Raw genomic sequence first — 15,221 nt, 5'->3', positions numbered from 1 at the left:
CGGGCGGAGCGGGTCCCGGCGGAGGACTCCCCCGCACGAGCGCGGCCCCTCCCCCGTCCGGCCCATCCCGACCCCGCCCCGGCCGCCCTTCCACGCCATCGTCGGAGGAGCACTGCGCGTGGGACGTGCCGGCGTCAGGAGGGGTGGTTGCTGCCGTGGGCTACAGGGTCGGGCCGGGCGCGGGGGCGTCCGCCAGCGGGCGGGGGCTGCTGCGGCGGCGCCGGGCGCGGCGGGTGCGGATCGCGGCGCTGGCGGCCGCCGGTCTCCTGGTGGCGGGCGTCGCGGCCGGCTGGGCGGTGTACGCGAAGCTCAGCGGGAACATCACCCCCGACGAGGCGGCCGCCGCCGAGCTCAGGCGGTACGAGAAGGAGCGGCCCACCTCGCTGGTCAAGGACGCGCGGAACATCCTGCTGATCGGGTCGGACTCCCGCCGCGGCGACGGCAACGCCCGCTACGGGCGCGACTCGGGCACCGAGCGGTCGGACACCACGATCCTGCTGCACCTGTCGGCGGGGCGGCGCAGCGCCACCGCCGTCTCGCTGCCCCGGGATCTGATGGTGGACCTGCCGGCCTGCCGGCGCCGGGACGGGTCGCGCAGCGCGCCGCGGTTCGCCATGTTCAACCAGGCGTTCCAGGTGGGCGGCTCGGCCTGCACCATCCGTACCGTCGAGAGGCTCACCGACATCCGCGTCGACCACCACGTCGTCGTCGACTTCCACGGCTTCAAGGAGATGGTCGACGCCGTCGACGGGGTCGAGGTGTGCCTGCGCGAGCCGATCGACGACCGGGCCGCCAGGCTGCGGCTGCCGGCGGGGCGGGTGACGCTCGACGGCGAGCAGGCCCTCGGCTACGTCCGGGCCCGCAAATCCCTGGGCGACGGCAGCGACACGGAGCGCATGGAACGGCAGCAACGATTCCTCGGAGCGCTCGTCAACAAGGTACGCAGCAATGACGTCCTGCTGAATCCGGCGAAGCTGTACCCCGTCCTGGACGCGGCCACGTCCTCGCTCACCACCGACCCGGAGCTGGCGAGCCTGCGCGGCTTGTACGAACTCGTGCGCGGTCTGCGCGACATCCCCATGGAACAAGTGCAATTCCTGACCGTCCCCCGGGAGTCGTACGCGTTCGACGCCAATCGCGACCAACTGGTGGAGCCCGAGGCGGACCGGCTGTTCGAGCGGCTGCGGACGGATGCGCCGGTGGTGATCGCGCGGGACGCGCCGCGCGGTTCCGCCCCCTTGCGGCCCACCCGAACCCGTGACGGGTCGTACGGGGATTCGTACGCGGGGCCGTTCTCCGCGCCGGCCGTCACCGTTTCTCCGCCTCCGACGTTCGAGGGGAACACCGCGGCCGAGGACACCTGCGAGTAAAGCGGGCGCCAAGGCACCTTCAACGTAACGAACTCTTCACTTGGGAAATGGGCGAATTGCCCAGGTGTAGGGACGTGGAATTTGTCACCGCCGTCGCTCTGCACTGAAGTGGGCGGTTAGTGTGAGCGATCCGGTGCGCCCGGCCCTGAAGAACGGTCCGGAGGTCGCGCACCGTGTGAACGAGACCCGGGCGCCTTGGTGGGGGAGGCGCCGCGTGCCCCGACGGAGGAAACAGGCAACCGTGGACGCGCAAGGCCGTGGGCGGGCGGACGACATCGACCCCGCAGACCAGTGGGTGCTCAACCCGGACACCGGCGAATACGAACTGCGACTGCCCGCTTCCCCACCGCAGTCGGGCGTGCCCTCGCCCCGCAGGCCGCCCGCGTCCGACGCGGGCCCGCGCGCCCGCTCCCGTTCGCAGGCACCGACCCGTTCGCGCACGGACGCCCCCGGCCGTTCGCGCACGGACGCCCCCGGCCGCTCCGACCCGCCGGCGTCCGGCCGTTCGCGGCCCGAGACGCCCGGCCGCGCGGTGCCGTCGCCACGCAGGCGGCGCGGGGCGCCCCAGGAGCCGCCGGGACGGCGCGGGCGACGGCCGGCCAAGGCCTCCAAGGGCAAGAAGGTCCTGCTGTGGACCGGCGGCACGATGGCGTTCGTGCTGATCGCCGGCGCGGGAGCGGGCTACCTCTACATCGAGCACCTGAACGACAACATCGCCTCGGTCTCCGACGACGGCGCCGGCACCGGCGGCTTCCAGAAGGACAAGGCGATCAACATCCTGCTGATCGGCACCGACAAGCGCACCGGCAAGGGCAACGACAAGTACGGCGACGCGGGCAGCGTCGGGCACGCCGACACCACGATCCTGCTGCATGTCTCCAAGGACCGTTCGAACGCGACCGCGCTGAGCATCCCGCGTGACCTGGTCACCGACATCCCGGACTGCCCCACCACGCAGGAGGACGGCAGCCAGAAGATCATCCCCGGTACGCCGAACGCCCGCTTCAACACCAGCCTCGGCCAGGACGGCCGCACGCCGAGCTGCACCATGCGCACCGTGACCGAGCTGACCGGGATCAAGCCGGACAACTTCATGGTCGCCGACTTCAACGCCGTCAAGACGCTGACCAGCGCGGTCGGCGGGGTCGAGGTCTGTCTGGCCAAGGACATCGACGACCCGGACTCCAAGCTGAAGCTGTCCAAGGGCACGCACACCATCGAGGGCGAGCAGGCGCTGGCCTTCGTGCGCACCCGGCACTCCGTGGGCTTCGGCGGCGACCTGAGCCGCATCGGACTGCAGCAGCAGTTCCTGAGCGCGCTGATGCGCAAGCTGAAGTCCAACGACACGCTCACCAGCCCGCAGAAGATGCTCGACCTGGCGGAGGCGGGCACCAAGGCGCTGACCGTCGACTCGCAGCTGGACAGCATCGGCAAGCTGAAGGACCTCGGCCTGGAGCTGGGCAAGCTCAACGTCAAGAACCTGACCTTCACCACGGTCCCGGTGGTCGACAACCCGGCGGAGAAGGTCAAGAGCACGGTCGTCCTCGACGAGTCGACCGCTCCCCAGGTCTTCGACATGATCAGGAACGACGTGTCCTTCACGGCCGTCAAGGAGCGGAAGAAGAAGGAGGCCGCCGCGGTGGCCGCCCGGCTGAAGGGCAGCAAGGCCCCGGCCTCCGAGGTGCGGGTGCGCATCCTCAACGGCGGTGCCGTCGCCGGCAGTGCCCAGGAGACGCTCAGCTGGCTGCAGAACGAGGAGGGCGTCACCAAGTCGGAGAACGCGGGCAACGCCCCCGCCGAACTGGCCAGGACGACCCTGGAGTACGCGCCCGACCAGGCCGCCCAGGCCCGCCGTCTCGCCGACCTGCTGGGGCTCGCCGGGTCGGCGATGAAGCCGGGCGAGAGCGTGGACAACTCCCAAGGGCTGCCCGCGATGACGCTCACCCTCGGCAAGGACTTCAAGGGCGCGGGCATCCCCCTGACGACGCCCTCGAAGGCGCCCGAAGGCGTGCAGAAATCCACGGCCGACAAGGTGAAGTGCGCCAAGTGACGGTAATCAGGCGGGAGTTCACCGGGCTCCCCGCAAACGAATGGGCGGTATTGCCCAGTTGTAAGAACGTGGAGTTTGTCACCCACGTCGCTTGACGCCGAAGTGTGCGGATAGTGTGTGCGATCCAGTGCTCTCACCCACGAGGTCCGTCCCGGGGACGGGCACTGCTTGACCGACACCGTGCGCCTTCCGGGGGAGGGCGCCGCGTGGCCCGACGGAGGAATCAGGCAACCGTGGACGCGCAAGGCCGTGGGCGGGCGGACGACGTCGACCCCGCAGACCAGTGGGTGCTCAACCCGGACACCGGCGAATACGAACTGCGACTGCCCTCTTCCGCACCGCAGTCGTCCGTGCCCGGCCCCCGCGCCTCCGGCTCCCGCGGCGCCGCGGCGGCGGGCGGCGCGGCGCGCGCCCGCCGGACCGCCACCCCCGCCCGGCGGCCCGGGGCCGCGGCCCCGGGCGGCGAGCCGGCGTCCCCGCGCAGACGCGGCGGCGCCCCGGCCGAGGCGGCCGCCGGGCGGCGCGGCCGCCGCCCCGCGCCGCAGAGGCCGCAGAAGTCGAAGGGCCGGAAGGCCCTGATGTGGACCGGCGGCTCGCTGGCCTTCGTGCTGGTCGGCGTGAGCGCGGCCGCCTACCTCTACTACGAGCACCTCAACGACAACATCACGTCCGTCTCCGACGACGGCGCCGGCACCGGCGGGTTCAGCAAGGACCGCGCGATCAACATCCTGCTGATCGGCACCGACAAGCGCACCGGCGAGGGCAACGAGGGCTACGGCGACCAGGGCAGCTCCGGGCACGCGGACACCACGCTGGTGCTGCACGTCGCCAAGGACCGCTCGAACGCGACGGTGCTGAGCATCCCGCGCGACCTGATCACCGACATCCCCGACTGCCCGACGACCCAGGAGGACGGCTCGGAGAAGGTCATCCCGGGCAAGCAGCGCACGCGCTTCAACGAGAGCCTCGGGCAGGAGGAGCGGACGCCGAGCTGCACCATGCGCACGATCACCGAGCTGACCGGGCTGAAGATGGACCACTTCATGGTGGCCGACTTCAACGCGGTCAAGACGCTGACCAGCGCGGTCGGCGGGGTCGACGTGTGCCTGGCCAAGGACATCAAGGACAAGGACTCCAAGCTCGACCTGCCCAAGGGCGAGCACACGATCGAGGGCGAGGAGGCGCTGGCCTTCGTGCGCACCCGGCACTCCGTCGGCTTCGGCGGCGACCTGAGCCGGATCGAGCTGCAACAGCAGTTCCTGGGCTCGCTGATGCGCAAGCTGAAGTCCAACGACACCCTCACCAGCCCCGCCAAGATGATCAAGCTGGCGGAGGCGGGCACCAAGGCACTGACCGTCGACTCCCAGATCAGCACGATCAAGAAACTGGCCGATCTCGGGGCGGAACTGGGCAAGTTCGACACGAAGAACCTCACGTTCGCGACCGTGCCCGTCGTCGACAACCCCCAGGAGACGGTCAAGGCCACGGTGGTGCTGAAGCAGCCCCAGGCGCAGCAGCTCTTCGCGATGGTCCGGGACGACGTGTCGCTGACCGAGGTCAAGCAGCAGAAGAAGAAGGAGAAGGACGCCGAGGCCGCCCGGCTCAAGGGCAGCAAGGCCCCGGCCTCCGAGGTGCGGGTGCGCATCCTCAACGGCGGTGCCGTCGCCGGCAGCGCCCAGGAGACCCTCAGCTGGCTCCAGGTCAGGCAGGGCGTCACCAAGTCGGAGAACGCGGGCAACGCGCCCGAGGCGCTGGCGAAGACGACTCTGGAGTACGCCCCCGACCAGGCCGCCCAGGCGCGCAGGCTGGCCGCGATCCTGGGGCTGTCCGGAGCCGCGATGAAGCCGGGCGGGAGCGTGGACAACTCCCAGGGGCTGCCCGCGATGACGCTCACCCTCGGCAAGGACTTCAAGGGCGCGGGCGTTCCGCTGACCACTCCGTCGAAGGTCCCGGACGACGTGCGGAAGTCCACGGCCGACAAGGTCGAGTGCGCGAAGTGACCTGACCGTCCTTTCCCGCGTCTCACAGGGGGACAGGACATGCCCGGACATCGGTCCGGGTGTACATCCGAGCGGGCCTGTCAGGCGTCCAACCAGGAGCGGGAACCGCCGTGTCCCGGCGCGGACCGGGAGATTCCCGGTCCGAACGGACACGGTTCGCCCGTGCTCGAACACGACGCGGGACGGGCCCGCAGGTCAGCCGTAGGGGTGGGAGGCAGGGTATGGCGCAGAGTGACGTGCGCGGAGGCGGCACGCGGCGCGACGCGGGGGGCCTGGTCCAGGACGAGCGTCCGGGGGCGGCGGCGGACCCCTCGGGCGGGGACGACGCGGACCAGGGCGGCCCGGGCCGGCAGCGCGGCCGGCGACGCGGCGGCGGACGCCGGATACTGCGCTGGTCCGCGCTGGTGCTGTCGGTCCTGATACTCGGGACGGCCGGCGCCGGATACCTGTACTACCGCCATCTCAACGGCAACATCGACAAGGGCAAGCGCAACGCCGGCGACTCCGACGTGCGGCGCTCCGAGCCCAACGCGGCCGGCCAGACCCCGCTGAACATCCTGCTGATCGGCTCCGACAGCCGGAACTCCGCGGAGAACGTCAAGCTCGGCGGCAGCCGGGACAACGTCGGCAGCAAGCCGCTGGCCGACGTGCAGATGCTGCTGCACGTGTCGGCGGACCGGGAGAGCGCGTCCGTGGTGAGCATCCCGCGGGACACCCGGGTGGACATCCCCAAGTGCACCGACCCCGACACCGGTGAGACCTACCCGGCGAAGAACACGATCATCAACGAGTCGCTCCAGCGCGGCGGGCCGGGCTGCACCTTGGCCACCTGGCAGGAACTGACCGGCGTGTACATCGACCACTGGATGATGGTCGACTTCGCCGGCGTGGTGGACATGGCGGACGCGATCGGCGGCGTCCCGGTCTGCGTCAACCAGAACGTGTGGGACCGGCCGCTGCCCGGCCAGCGCGGCGGCTCCGGCCTGAAGCTCGAGGCCGGCACGCACAACGTGCGGGGCAAGCAGGCGCTGCAGTGGCTGCGCACCCGGCACGCCTGGGGCAGCGACCCGCTGCGGGCCAAGGCGCAGCACATGTACATGAACGCGATGATCCGCACGCTGAAGAAGCAGAACGTCTTCACCGACACGGGCCGGCTGATGGGCCTGGCCGAGGCGGGCACCAAGGCGCTGAAGGTGTCCGAGGAGATCGGCACGGTCAAGGAGCTGTACGACCTGGCCATGCAGCTCAAGTCGGTCCCCACCGAGCGGATCACGATGACGACGATGCCGTGGATCGAGGACCCGCTGAACCGCAACCACCTGCTGCCCAAGCCGGTGGACGCGGACAAGGTGTGGGCGATGCTGCGCGACGACGTCTCCTTCGACAAGGGCGGCAAGGCCGGCAAGACCGGCACCGGCGCGTCCTCCCCGGCCTCGGCCCGGGCCACCGGGCCCGCCGCCGCGCCCGCGGAGGGGCTGTCGGTCACGGTCGTCAACGGCACGGCGGGCGAGCAGGGGCCCGCGGTGCCTCACCGGGCCGCCGCGATCGTGGCCGCCCTGCAGCAGGAGGGGTTCGCCCGGGCGGTCGCCTCGGGGCAGCAGGACCCGCAGCCGCGCACGCTGGTGACGTACCCGAAGAGCACCGGGGCGCAGGGCAGGGCCAACGCGCTGTCGGTGGCCGGGGCGCTCGGCATCCCGGGCGGCCAGGTGCGCGCCACCGACGGTGTCACCACCACGCTGGTCATCGGCGCCGACTGGCGGGAGGGCACCGGCTACCCGAAGCAGGAGCCGGTGAAGGCCGGAGACCTGCCCGACAGCGCGGACGCCCTGACGGCGGACAAGAAGGAGTGCATGGACGTCTACCGGCCCTACCGGTGGTGACGAGGGCCGGACACGCCGCGGGCCCCCTCCCGGGACGGGAAGGGGCCCGGGCGGGAGCGTCAGCGCGTCGCCGCGTCCGCGTGGACCGCGGGGCGCCGGGAGGCGATGACCTTCCGGGCCAGTGAGCGCGGGCTGGTCAGGAAGCCCCAGCCCCAGGACATGTGCATCGTGGCCAGCGCCACGGGGATCTGCAGCCGGGCCTTCAGCGGCAGGCCCTTGCCCGCCGGGACCGAGCCCAGCAGGATCGCCGCGAGGTAGCCGCCGGGCACCACGAAGCCCCACGGGGTGAGCGCCGCGCCCACCAGGATCCCGGCCGCGATCGCGCACACCGCGGTCGGCGGGGCGAGGTAGCGCAGGTTGATCGAGCCCTCGTGGTAGCGGGCGACCACGTGCCGCCAGCGGCCGTAGTCCTTGTACTGCTTGGCGAGCGCCTTCACGCTCGGCCGGGGCCGGTACGACACCTTCAGCTCGGGCGAGAACCAGATCAGGCCGCCGGCCTCACGGATGCGGAAGTTCAGCTCCCAGTCCTGGGCACGGATGAACTCCACGTTGTAGCCGCCCTGTTGCTCCAGCGCCTCGCGCCGGAACACCCCCAGGTAGACGGTCTCGGCCGGGCCCGCCTGGCCGCCGGTGTGGAACGCGGCGTTGCCGACCCCGATCTTCGAGGTCATCGCGGCGGCGACCGCGCGCTCCCAGTCGTTCTCGCCCTCGGCGTGCATGATGCCGCCGACGTTCTGCGCGCCGGTCTCCTCCAGGAGCCGTACGGCGGTGGCGATGTAGTTGGGCGAGAGCATGCCGTGGCCGTCGACGCGGACGACGATCGGGTGCTTCGAGGCGTTGATCGCCGCGTTCAGCGCCGCGGGCGTACGGCCGGTGGGGTTGGGGACGGTGTGGACACGCGGGTCTTCGGCCACGAGCTCGGCGGCGATCTCGTCCGTGCGGTCCGTGGACGGACCGAGGGCGATCACGACCTCCATCTCGCCGGCGTACTCCTGCGCGAGGATGGCTTGGACTGCTCCCCGCAGATGCCGCTCCTCGTTGAGGACGGGCATGATCACGGAAACGGCGGGGTGCCGCACGTCGGGATTGGCGTTCATAGGGGGCTCACGTTACCGCGAACGGGGGACACCGGTGCGCGCCGCGGGGGCGGTACCGCGGGCCGCAGATCGTATCGGCCTACGGTTTCACGGATCCCACGTACGGCCGTCGTCCGGAGGTGTCCCCATGCCCACGCCGCCGCGGTCCCCTCGGTCCACCGCCGCTCCCCAGCGTCGTCCGCAGCCCACCGCCCGCCGTGCCCCGCGCCGGCCCGCGCCGCCCGCCCGGCGCCGCAGGCCGCGCTGGGGCATGCGGGCCGTCACCACGCTGTCGGTGGTGGTGCTCGCCTCGGCCGGGATCGGGCACGCGGTGGTGACCAGCCTGGACGCGGACATCACCCGGGTCGACGCCTTCAAGGACATGAAGAACCGGCCCCGGGCGGGCCACGGGATGAACCTGCTGCTGGTCGGCACCGACGGCCGCGAGAAGATCAGCAGGGCGGAGCGGCACAAGTACCGGCTCGGCGGCGCGCCCTGCCACTGCACCGACACGATGATGATCGTGCACATCTCGGAGGACCGGGAGCGCGCGAGCGTGGTGAGCCTGCCGCGCGACTCCTACGCCGTGACGCCCCCGCACACCGACCGCACCTCCGGCAGGCGGCACGGCGGGCACCCCCTGAAACTGAACGCGGCGTACGCGGAGGGCGGGCCGCAGCTGACCGTGCGGACGGTCGAGAGCATGACCAAGGTGAAGATCGACCACTATGTGGAGGTCGACTTCACCAGCTTCATGAAGACGGTCGACGTGGTCGGCGGCGTGCAGATCTGCACCGCCGACCCGCTCAAGGACAGCTACACGGGCCTGGACCTCGCACCCGGCCGGCACACCCTGGCCGGCGGTCAGGCGCTGCAGTACGTGCGCGCCCGCCATGTCGACGGCGCCTCCGACCTGGGCCGGATGAAGCGGCAGCAGCGCTTCATGGCGGCGCTCGTGGAGCGGATCACCTCGTCCGGGATCCTGCTCAACCCCATGAAGTTCCGGGACGTCACCCGGGCGGTGCTCGGCTCGGTGCGGGCCGACAAGGGCTTCGGCACGGACGAGATGCTCGACCTGGGCCGGGCCATGCGGAACTTCTCGCCCTCCTCCTCGGAGTTCACCACCGTCCCGATCGGGCGCATGGGGTACGCCGTGCGGGGCGTCGGCTCGACGCTGAAGTGGGACCCGGTGAAGTCGGAGCGGCTCTTCCACGCCCTGCGCCAGGACCAGCCGCTGTCCGCGCACCGCTCGCGCGGGGTGGCCCGGATCGTCTCGGTGGCCCCGCAGCAGATCCGGGTCCAGGTGGAGAACGGCACGGGCACGCCCGGGCTCGGCCGCCGGGTCGACGCGGCGCTCGCGTCGACCGGCTTCCGCACGACGAAGGCCCCGGTGAACGCCGCGGCCCGCGACGTCAAGCGCACGGTCGTCGCCTACGACCCCCGCTGGGACCGCTCGGCCAAGTCCCTGGCGACGGCCCTGCCGGGCAGCGAGCTGCGTGCGGTCAAGGGCCTGGGCGCGACGCTGAAGGTGATCGCGGGCGCGGACTTCGAGCGGGTGCGCAAGGTACGCGCCGAGGACCCGGGCCAGGGCGAGTTCGGGGTGGTGCGGGGCGACGAGGTGGCGTGCTCGTAGGAGGCCGCGTGCTCCTGGGTGGCCGGCCGGCTCAGTCCTCGAAGCCCTCCGCCGCGCGCTTCTCGCGCAGTTCCATGATCGCCCGGCGGCGGGCCAGGCGGTGGGTGCGGCGGATCTGGGCCTCCTGGTAGCGGCGCTTGTCGCGCTCGGTCTCCGGGAGGACCGGCGGGACCCGGCGGGGCTTGCCGTCGGCGTCGACCGCCGCGAAGACGAGGTAGGCGGAGCCGACCTGGGTGGGCGGCGCGGACTCGTTCCAGCGCTCGGCCAGCACCCGGACCCCGACCTCCATGGAGGTGCGGCCGGTCCAGTTGACCTGCGCCTTGACGTGGACGAGGTCGCCGACGCGGACCGGCTCCAGGAACACCATCTCGTCCATGGAGGCGGTGACGGCCGGACCGCCGGAGTGCCGCCCGGCCACGGCCCCGGCCGCGTCGTCGACCAGCTTCATGATCACCCCGCCGTGCACGGTGCCCAGCAGGTTCGTGTCGTTGTGGGTCATGATGTGGCTGAGGGTGGTGCGGGAGGCCGAGGTCGGCTTGCCCGGGATATCCGTGGTGCCGGAATCCGCAGCTGGGGCCTGGTCTGTCATGGCCCCTACCTTATGCCGAGGCGGCACGAGGGTGATTTGTGTCAGCTTCGCCACAGCCGTGCTCTGATTTTCCGACGACTCTTGTATGGCACACCTCCGGGACCTGCACACTGTTCGGCATGAATGATTGGCCCGAGGGGTTCTCCGGCGACAACCGCGGCAGCCGGTACGGACGGGGCAGCTCCAGCGCACAGCCGGAGAGCGCCCGTGTCATGCGGCAGGTCCGCCGCGGTCCGGCGGCACCGCCCGGGCAGGGCGGCTACGGCGGGGTGCCGCAGCAGCCGTCGTACGTGGACGGCGGCTACGCCGAGCCGCAGTCGGGGTACGACAGCGGCTACAACACCGGCCAGGTCTACGGCTCCCCCGGCGGCCGCGGCCCCGGCGGGGGAGGCGGCGGCGGGTACGACCGTCCGGCGCCGAACTGGCGCCGCCGGATCAAGGTGACGGCGATCGCGCTGGTGACGGTGCTGGTGGTGACGAGCGTCGCCACGTACTTCTGGGCCGACTCCAAGCTCAACCGCGACGTCGACCTGTCGAAGGTCATCGAGCGGCCGGAGGCGGGCGAGGGCACCAACTACCTGATCGTCGGCTCCGACAGCCGCGCGGGCATGTCGGCCGAGGAGAAGAAGAAGCTGCACACCGGGTCCGCCGAGGGCAAGCGCACGGACTCGATGATGATCCTGCACACCGGCAGCAACGGCCCGACGCTGATCTCGCTGCCGCGTGACTCCAACGTCACCATCCCGTCGTACAAGGGCTCCGAGTCCGGCAAGCTCTACCCGGCCTCGGGCCGGCAGACGAAGCTGAACGCGGCGTACGCCGAGGACGGCCCCGAGCTGCTGGTCCGCACGGTCGAGGCCAACACGGGCCTGCACATCGACCACTACGTGGAGATCGGCTTCGGCGGCTTCGCGAACATCGTGGACGCGGTCGGCGGGGTCGAGATCGACATCCCGCAGGACATCAAGGACACCAAGTCCGGCGCGGACCTGAAGAAGGGCAAGCAGACCCTGAACGGCGAGCAGGCGCTGGCGTTCGTCCGCACCCGCTACGCCCTGAAGGGCTCCGACCTGGACCGCACGAAGAACCAGCAGAAGTTCCTCTCGGCCCTGGCCAACCAGGTCGCCACCCCGGGCACCATCCTGAACCCGTTCAAGCTCTACCCGACCATGGGCGCCGGCCTGGACTCCCTGGTCGTCGACAAGGACATGGGCCTGTTCGACCTGGCCTCCATGTTCTGGGCGATGAAGGGCGTCAGCGGCGGCGAGGGCAAGTCGATGAACATGCCGATCGCGGGCAACGCCCCGAACGGCAACCTCCAGTGGGACACCGCGAAGGTGAAGACGCTGGTGAGCCAGTTGAAGAACGACGAGACGGTCACCGTCTCGGGCAACTGAGCCGGCGGCGACGCGGAAGGGGGCACCCGGGCGGGTGCCCCCTTCGTCGTACGGCTGCTCACATCGTGGTGGCCGACATGGCGCGGCACATCTCGGCGCAGGCGCGACAGGACTCCGCGCAGCGCATCATCTGGGCGTCGTCCGGCATGGACATACACGCCTCGGCGCACATGTCGCAGGCCCGGGCGCACATGGCGCACATGTCGGCCGCGAGGGGCGAGCGGCGCATCATCATGTCGGCGCACATGCGTGTCATCTCGGCGCAGTCCATCACGGCGCGCATGATCTGCATCTGGGCCGGACCGCCCATCTGCAGGCAGGAGCTCATGGTCTCCTCGCACACGCCGTGGCAGGTCATGCACGCCTGGACGCAGTCCTGCATCTCCTTGCTGAGCGGGGCGGTGGTGGCGGGCTGCTGGGTCATGTCTTCCTCCCGTGGGGACGGCGAGGGCCGGGGGCCGGCCCCCGTGCCTTCCGTCCTACGCCTTCGGCCCCATGAGCACCACAGGGCGGACCGGCCCGTGTGCGGCTCGCCACGGTCCTGCGTGAAACCGGCGGCAGCGGCAAAGAGGACCAGCAGGCGCGTCCCGGGTCCGGCGGCGCGCCGCAGGGGGCGGAGAGCAGGCCCGTGGCAGGGGAGACCACACGTGACGACGCAGACGTACGAGGAACGGCGGACACCGGAGCCGAGTACGCCCGAGGAACGCAAGCAGCGGCTGCGCCGGCGGCTGGAGCGGCTGATCGGCATCGCCGCGACCGAGGGCAACGACCTGTTGCCGTTGCGCAACGGGGACGAGATCTTCCCCGCGATGCTGGACGCGATCCGGGCCGCCGAGCACACCGTCGACATGATGACGTTCGTGTACTGGCGGGGGGAGATCGCCCACGAGTTCGCCGAGGCCCTGGCCGACCGGGCCCGGGCGGGCGTGCGGGTGCGGCTGCTCCTGGACGGCTTCGGGGCCAAGGAGATAGAGCCGGACCTGCTGAACGCCATGGACGAGGCGGGGGTCCAGGTGGCCTGGTTCCGGCCGCCCACGCGGCTGTCCCCGATGCGGCAGAACCACCGCTGCCACCGCAAGGTGCTGGTGACCGACGAGCACACCGCGTTCACCGGGGGCGTCGGCATAGCGCAGGAGTGGTGCGGCGACGCCCGCAATCCCGACGAGTGGCGCGACACCCACGTACGGGTCCGCGGTCCCGCCGTGGACGGCATCGCCGCGGCCTTCGCGCAGAACTGGGCCGAGTGCCACGACGACCTCTACGACGAGCACGACCGCTTCACCGCGCAGGAGCAGCCGGGGCGGTCCACGGTCCAGGTGGTGCGCGGCTCGGCCTCCTTCGGCTGGCAGGACATGCAGACGGTGCTGCGGGTGCTGATCACCTCGGCGCAGGAGCGGCTGCGGCTGGCCACGGCGTACTTCGCGCCCGACACGTACTTCATCGGCCTCCTGGCCGACGCGGCCCGGCGCGGGGTCCGGGTGGAGATCCTGCTGCCCGGACCGCACACCGACCAGCGGGCGTGCCTGCTGGCCGGACGGCAGCACTACCAGACCCTGGTCGACGCCGGGGTGGACGTGCGGGAGTACCAGCCGACCATGCTGCACACGAAGATCGTCACGGTGGACGGGGTGTGTGCGCTCATCGGCTCGACCAACTTCAACCGCCGCTCCATGGAGCACGACGAGGAGGTCGTCCTGGCCGTCCTGGACGAGGACTTCACCGCCGCGCTCGACGCCGACTTCGACGCCGACCGGAAGCTGAGCGAGCCGATCGACGCCGCCCGCTGGCGGCGGCGCCCGCTGACCGAGCGCCTCACCGAGGCCGTGGTCACCCCGATCCGCCGCTTCCTGTGAGGGCCCGCAGGCGGTCCTCGCCCGTCCGCGCACGCACGAAGGTCCCCGGCACCAGCCGGGGACCTTCGTGTGTGCGTGCCGTCCGGGCTACGGCAGGTTGCGCGCCATCACGATGCGCTGGACCTGGTTGGTGCCCTCGTAGATCTGCGTGATCTTGGCGTCGCGCATCATGCGCTCCACCGGGTAGTCGCGGGTGTAGCCGTAGCCGCCGAGGAGCTGGACGGCGTCCGTGGTGACCTCCATCGCCACGTCCGAGGCGAAGCACTTGGCGGCGGCGCCCAGGTAGGTGAGGTCGGCGTCGACGCGCTGGGAGGCGGCGGCGGCCTGGTAGGTCAGGGCGCGGGCGGCCGAGATCTTCATGGCCATGTCCGCGAGCATGAACTGGATGCCCTGGAAGTCGGCGATCGGCTTGCCGAACTGCTTGCGCTCCTTGACGTAGCCCTTGGCGTAGTCGAGGGCGCCCTGGGCGATGCCGAGGGCCTGGGCGGCGATGGTGATGCGGGTGTGGTCGAGGGTCTTCATCGCCGTGGCGAAGCCGGTGCCCTCCTCGCCGATCATGCGGTCGGCGGGGATGCGGACGTTGTCCAGGTAGACCTCGCGGGTGGGCGAGCCCTTGATGCCGAGCTTCTTCTCGGGGGCGCCGAAGGAGACGCCCTCGTCGGACTTCTCCACGACGAAGGCGGAGATGCCCTTGGAGCGCTTCTCCGGGTCGGTGACGGCCATCACCGTGTAGTACTCCGACTCGCCGGCGTTGGTGATCCAGCGCTTCACGCCGTTGAGGATCCAGTGGTCGCCGTCGCGGACGGCCCTGGTCTTCATGCCGGCGGCGTCGGAGCCGGCGTCCGGCTCGGACAGGCAGTAGGAGAACATGCCCTCGCCCTTGGCGAGCGGGGTCATGTACTTCTTCTTCAGCTCCTCGGAGCCGGAGAGGATCACCGGCAGGGAGCCGAGCTTGTTCACGGCCGGGATGAGGGAGGACGAGGCGCAGACGCGGGCGACCTCCTCGATCACGATGACGGTGGCCAGGGCGTCGGCCCCGGCGCCGCCGTACTCCTCGGGCACGTGCACCGCGTGCAGGTCGTTGGCGACCAGCGCCTGGTGGGCCTCGCGCGGGAAGCGGGCCTCCTCGTCCACCGCGGCGGCGTACGGCGCGATCTTCGCCTCGGCCAGCGAGCGGACGGCGTCACGGAGCATGTCGTGCTCCTCGGACGGGCGGTACAGGTCGAAGTCAGCCGATCCGGCCAAGGTCTCTCACGCTCCAAAACGCTGCGATGGTGGCGCTAACTACCGTTAAGTAATCAAAAGTTTATGGGGTCGCCCACGGGAGGGATACGTGAGCTAGACGACAGCGAGAAGTTGCCCGGTGAAGCGCG

11 protein-coding genes are annotated in these 15,221 nt (G+C 71.3%); 7 read left to right on the top strand and 4 right to left on the bottom strand.

Annotation, left to right across the window (positions count from 1 at the left end):
- Nucleotides 1-143 precede the first annotated feature (143 nt).
- The 4 genes from ACIGAN_RS17980 to ACIGAN_RS17965 all read left to right on the top strand — a co-directional run bounded on the left by ACIGAN_RS17980 (nt 144) and on the right by ACIGAN_RS17965 (nt 7,300).
- Complete coding sequence (locus ACIGAN_RS17980) at nt 144-1,370, top strand: LCP family protein (RefSeq protein ID WP_399858567.1); 1,227 nt, start codon at nt 144-146, stop codon at nt 1,368-1,370.
- Nucleotides 1,371-1,611: 241 nt separating this feature from the next.
- The gene (locus ACIGAN_RS17975; RefSeq protein WP_399858565.1) at nt 1,612-3,420 is read left to right on the top strand and encodes an LCP family protein; all 1,809 of its coding nucleotides are present in this window, start codon (nt 1,612-1,614) and stop codon (nt 3,418-3,420) included.
- 233 nt (nt 3,421-3,653) lie between these two features.
- Nucleotides 3,654-5,420 (top strand): LCP family protein, encoded by a 1,767-nt coding sequence (locus ACIGAN_RS17970; protein ID WP_399858563.1) that lies wholly within the window; start codon nt 3,654-3,656, stop codon nt 5,418-5,420.
- Between the two features lie 221 nt (nt 5,421-5,641).
- On the top strand, nt 5,642-7,300 hold the full coding sequence (locus ACIGAN_RS17965) for an LCP family protein (RefSeq protein WP_399858561.1): 1,659 nt from the start codon (nt 5,642-5,644) through the stop codon (nt 7,298-7,300).
- 59 nt (nt 7,301-7,359) lie between these two features.
- Here the strand turns inward: ACIGAN_RS17965 and ACIGAN_RS17960 are convergent, their stop codons facing one another.
- Nucleotides 7,360-8,397, bottom strand: coding sequence for a glycosyltransferase family 2 protein (locus ACIGAN_RS17960; RefSeq protein WP_365736137.1), 1,038 nt, complete (start codon nt 8,395-8,397; stop codon nt 7,360-7,362).
- A 127-nt stretch (nt 8,398-8,524) separates the two neighbouring features.
- On the opposite strand from ACIGAN_RS17960, the gene ACIGAN_RS17955 reads away from it, so the two are divergent.
- On the top strand, nt 8,525-10,009 hold the full coding sequence (locus ACIGAN_RS17955; protein WP_365092626.1) for an LCP family protein: 1,485 nt from the start codon (nt 8,525-8,527) through the stop codon (nt 10,007-10,009).
- A 31-nt stretch (nt 10,010-10,040) separates the two neighbouring features.
- Here ACIGAN_RS17955 and ACIGAN_RS17950 read toward each other — a convergent pair whose 3' ends face one another.
- Nucleotides 10,041-10,598 carry an acyl-CoA thioesterase gene (locus tag ACIGAN_RS17950; RefSeq protein ID WP_365092629.1) on the bottom strand — a complete coding sequence of 186 codons (558 nt, stop codon included), beginning with the start codon at nt 10,596-10,598 and terminating at the stop codon, nt 10,041-10,043.
- 119 nt (nt 10,599-10,717) lie between these two features.
- Here ACIGAN_RS17950 and ACIGAN_RS17945 point away from each other — a divergent pair, with 119 nt between their 5' ends.
- The gene (locus ACIGAN_RS17945; RefSeq protein WP_399858558.1) at nt 10,718-11,995 is read left to right on the top strand and encodes an LCP family protein; all 1,278 of its coding nucleotides are present in this window, start codon (nt 10,718-10,720) and stop codon (nt 11,993-11,995) included.
- Between the two features lie 58 nt (nt 11,996-12,053).
- Here ACIGAN_RS17945 and ACIGAN_RS17940 read toward each other — a convergent pair whose 3' ends face one another.
- Nucleotides 12,054-12,419, bottom strand: a complete 366-nt coding sequence (locus ACIGAN_RS17940) for a four-helix bundle copper-binding protein (RefSeq protein WP_309098026.1) — start codon at nt 12,417-12,419, stop codon at nt 12,054-12,056.
- Between the two features lie 223 nt (nt 12,420-12,642).
- On the opposite strand from ACIGAN_RS17940, the gene ACIGAN_RS17935 reads away from it, so the two are divergent.
- Complete coding sequence (locus ACIGAN_RS17935; protein ID WP_365092635.1) at nt 12,643-13,848, top strand: phospholipase D-like domain-containing protein; 1,206 nt, start codon at nt 12,643-12,645, stop codon at nt 13,846-13,848.
- Nucleotides 13,849-13,935: 87 nt separating this feature from the next.
- Here ACIGAN_RS17935 and ACIGAN_RS17930 read toward each other — a convergent pair whose 3' ends face one another.
- Entirely contained in the window at nt 13,936-15,093 is a 1,158-nt protein-coding gene (locus tag ACIGAN_RS17930) for an acyl-CoA dehydrogenase family protein (RefSeq protein ID WP_365092638.1), read from the bottom strand.
- Nucleotides 15,094-15,221: the final 128 nt, after the last annotated feature.

Source organism: Streptomyces sp. NPDC085931 (assembly GCF_044540565.1).
Lineage (GTDB): Bacteria > Actinomycetota > Actinomycetes > Streptomycetales > Streptomycetaceae > Streptomyces.
This window is presented reverse-complemented; position numbering and strand designations above follow the sequence as displayed.

What these genes read in the sequence shown, in the direction of transcription:
- ACIGAN_RS17965 (WP_399858561.1), top strand. Translation starts at nt 5,642, where the DNA reads ATGGCGCAGAGTGACGTGCGCGGAGGCGGCACGCGGCGCGACGCGGGG.
- ACIGAN_RS17960 (WP_365736137.1), bottom strand. Translation starts at nt 8,397, where the DNA reads ATGAACGCCAATCCCGACGTGCGGCACCCCGCCGTTTCCGTGATCATG.
- ACIGAN_RS17955 (WP_365092626.1), top strand. Translation starts at nt 8,525, where the DNA reads ATGCCCACGCCGCCGCGGTCCCCTCGGTCCACCGCCGCTCCCCAGCGT.
- ACIGAN_RS17950 (WP_365092629.1), bottom strand. Translation starts at nt 10,598, where the DNA reads ATGACAGACCAGGCCCCAGCTGCGGATTCCGGCACCACGGATATCCCG.
- ACIGAN_RS17945 (WP_399858558.1), top strand. Translation starts at nt 10,718, where the DNA reads ATGAATGATTGGCCCGAGGGGTTCTCCGGCGACAACCGCGGCAGCCGG.
- ACIGAN_RS17940 (WP_309098026.1), bottom strand. Translation starts at nt 12,419, where the DNA reads ATGACCCAGCAGCCCGCCACCACCGCCCCGCTCAGCAAGGAGATGCAG.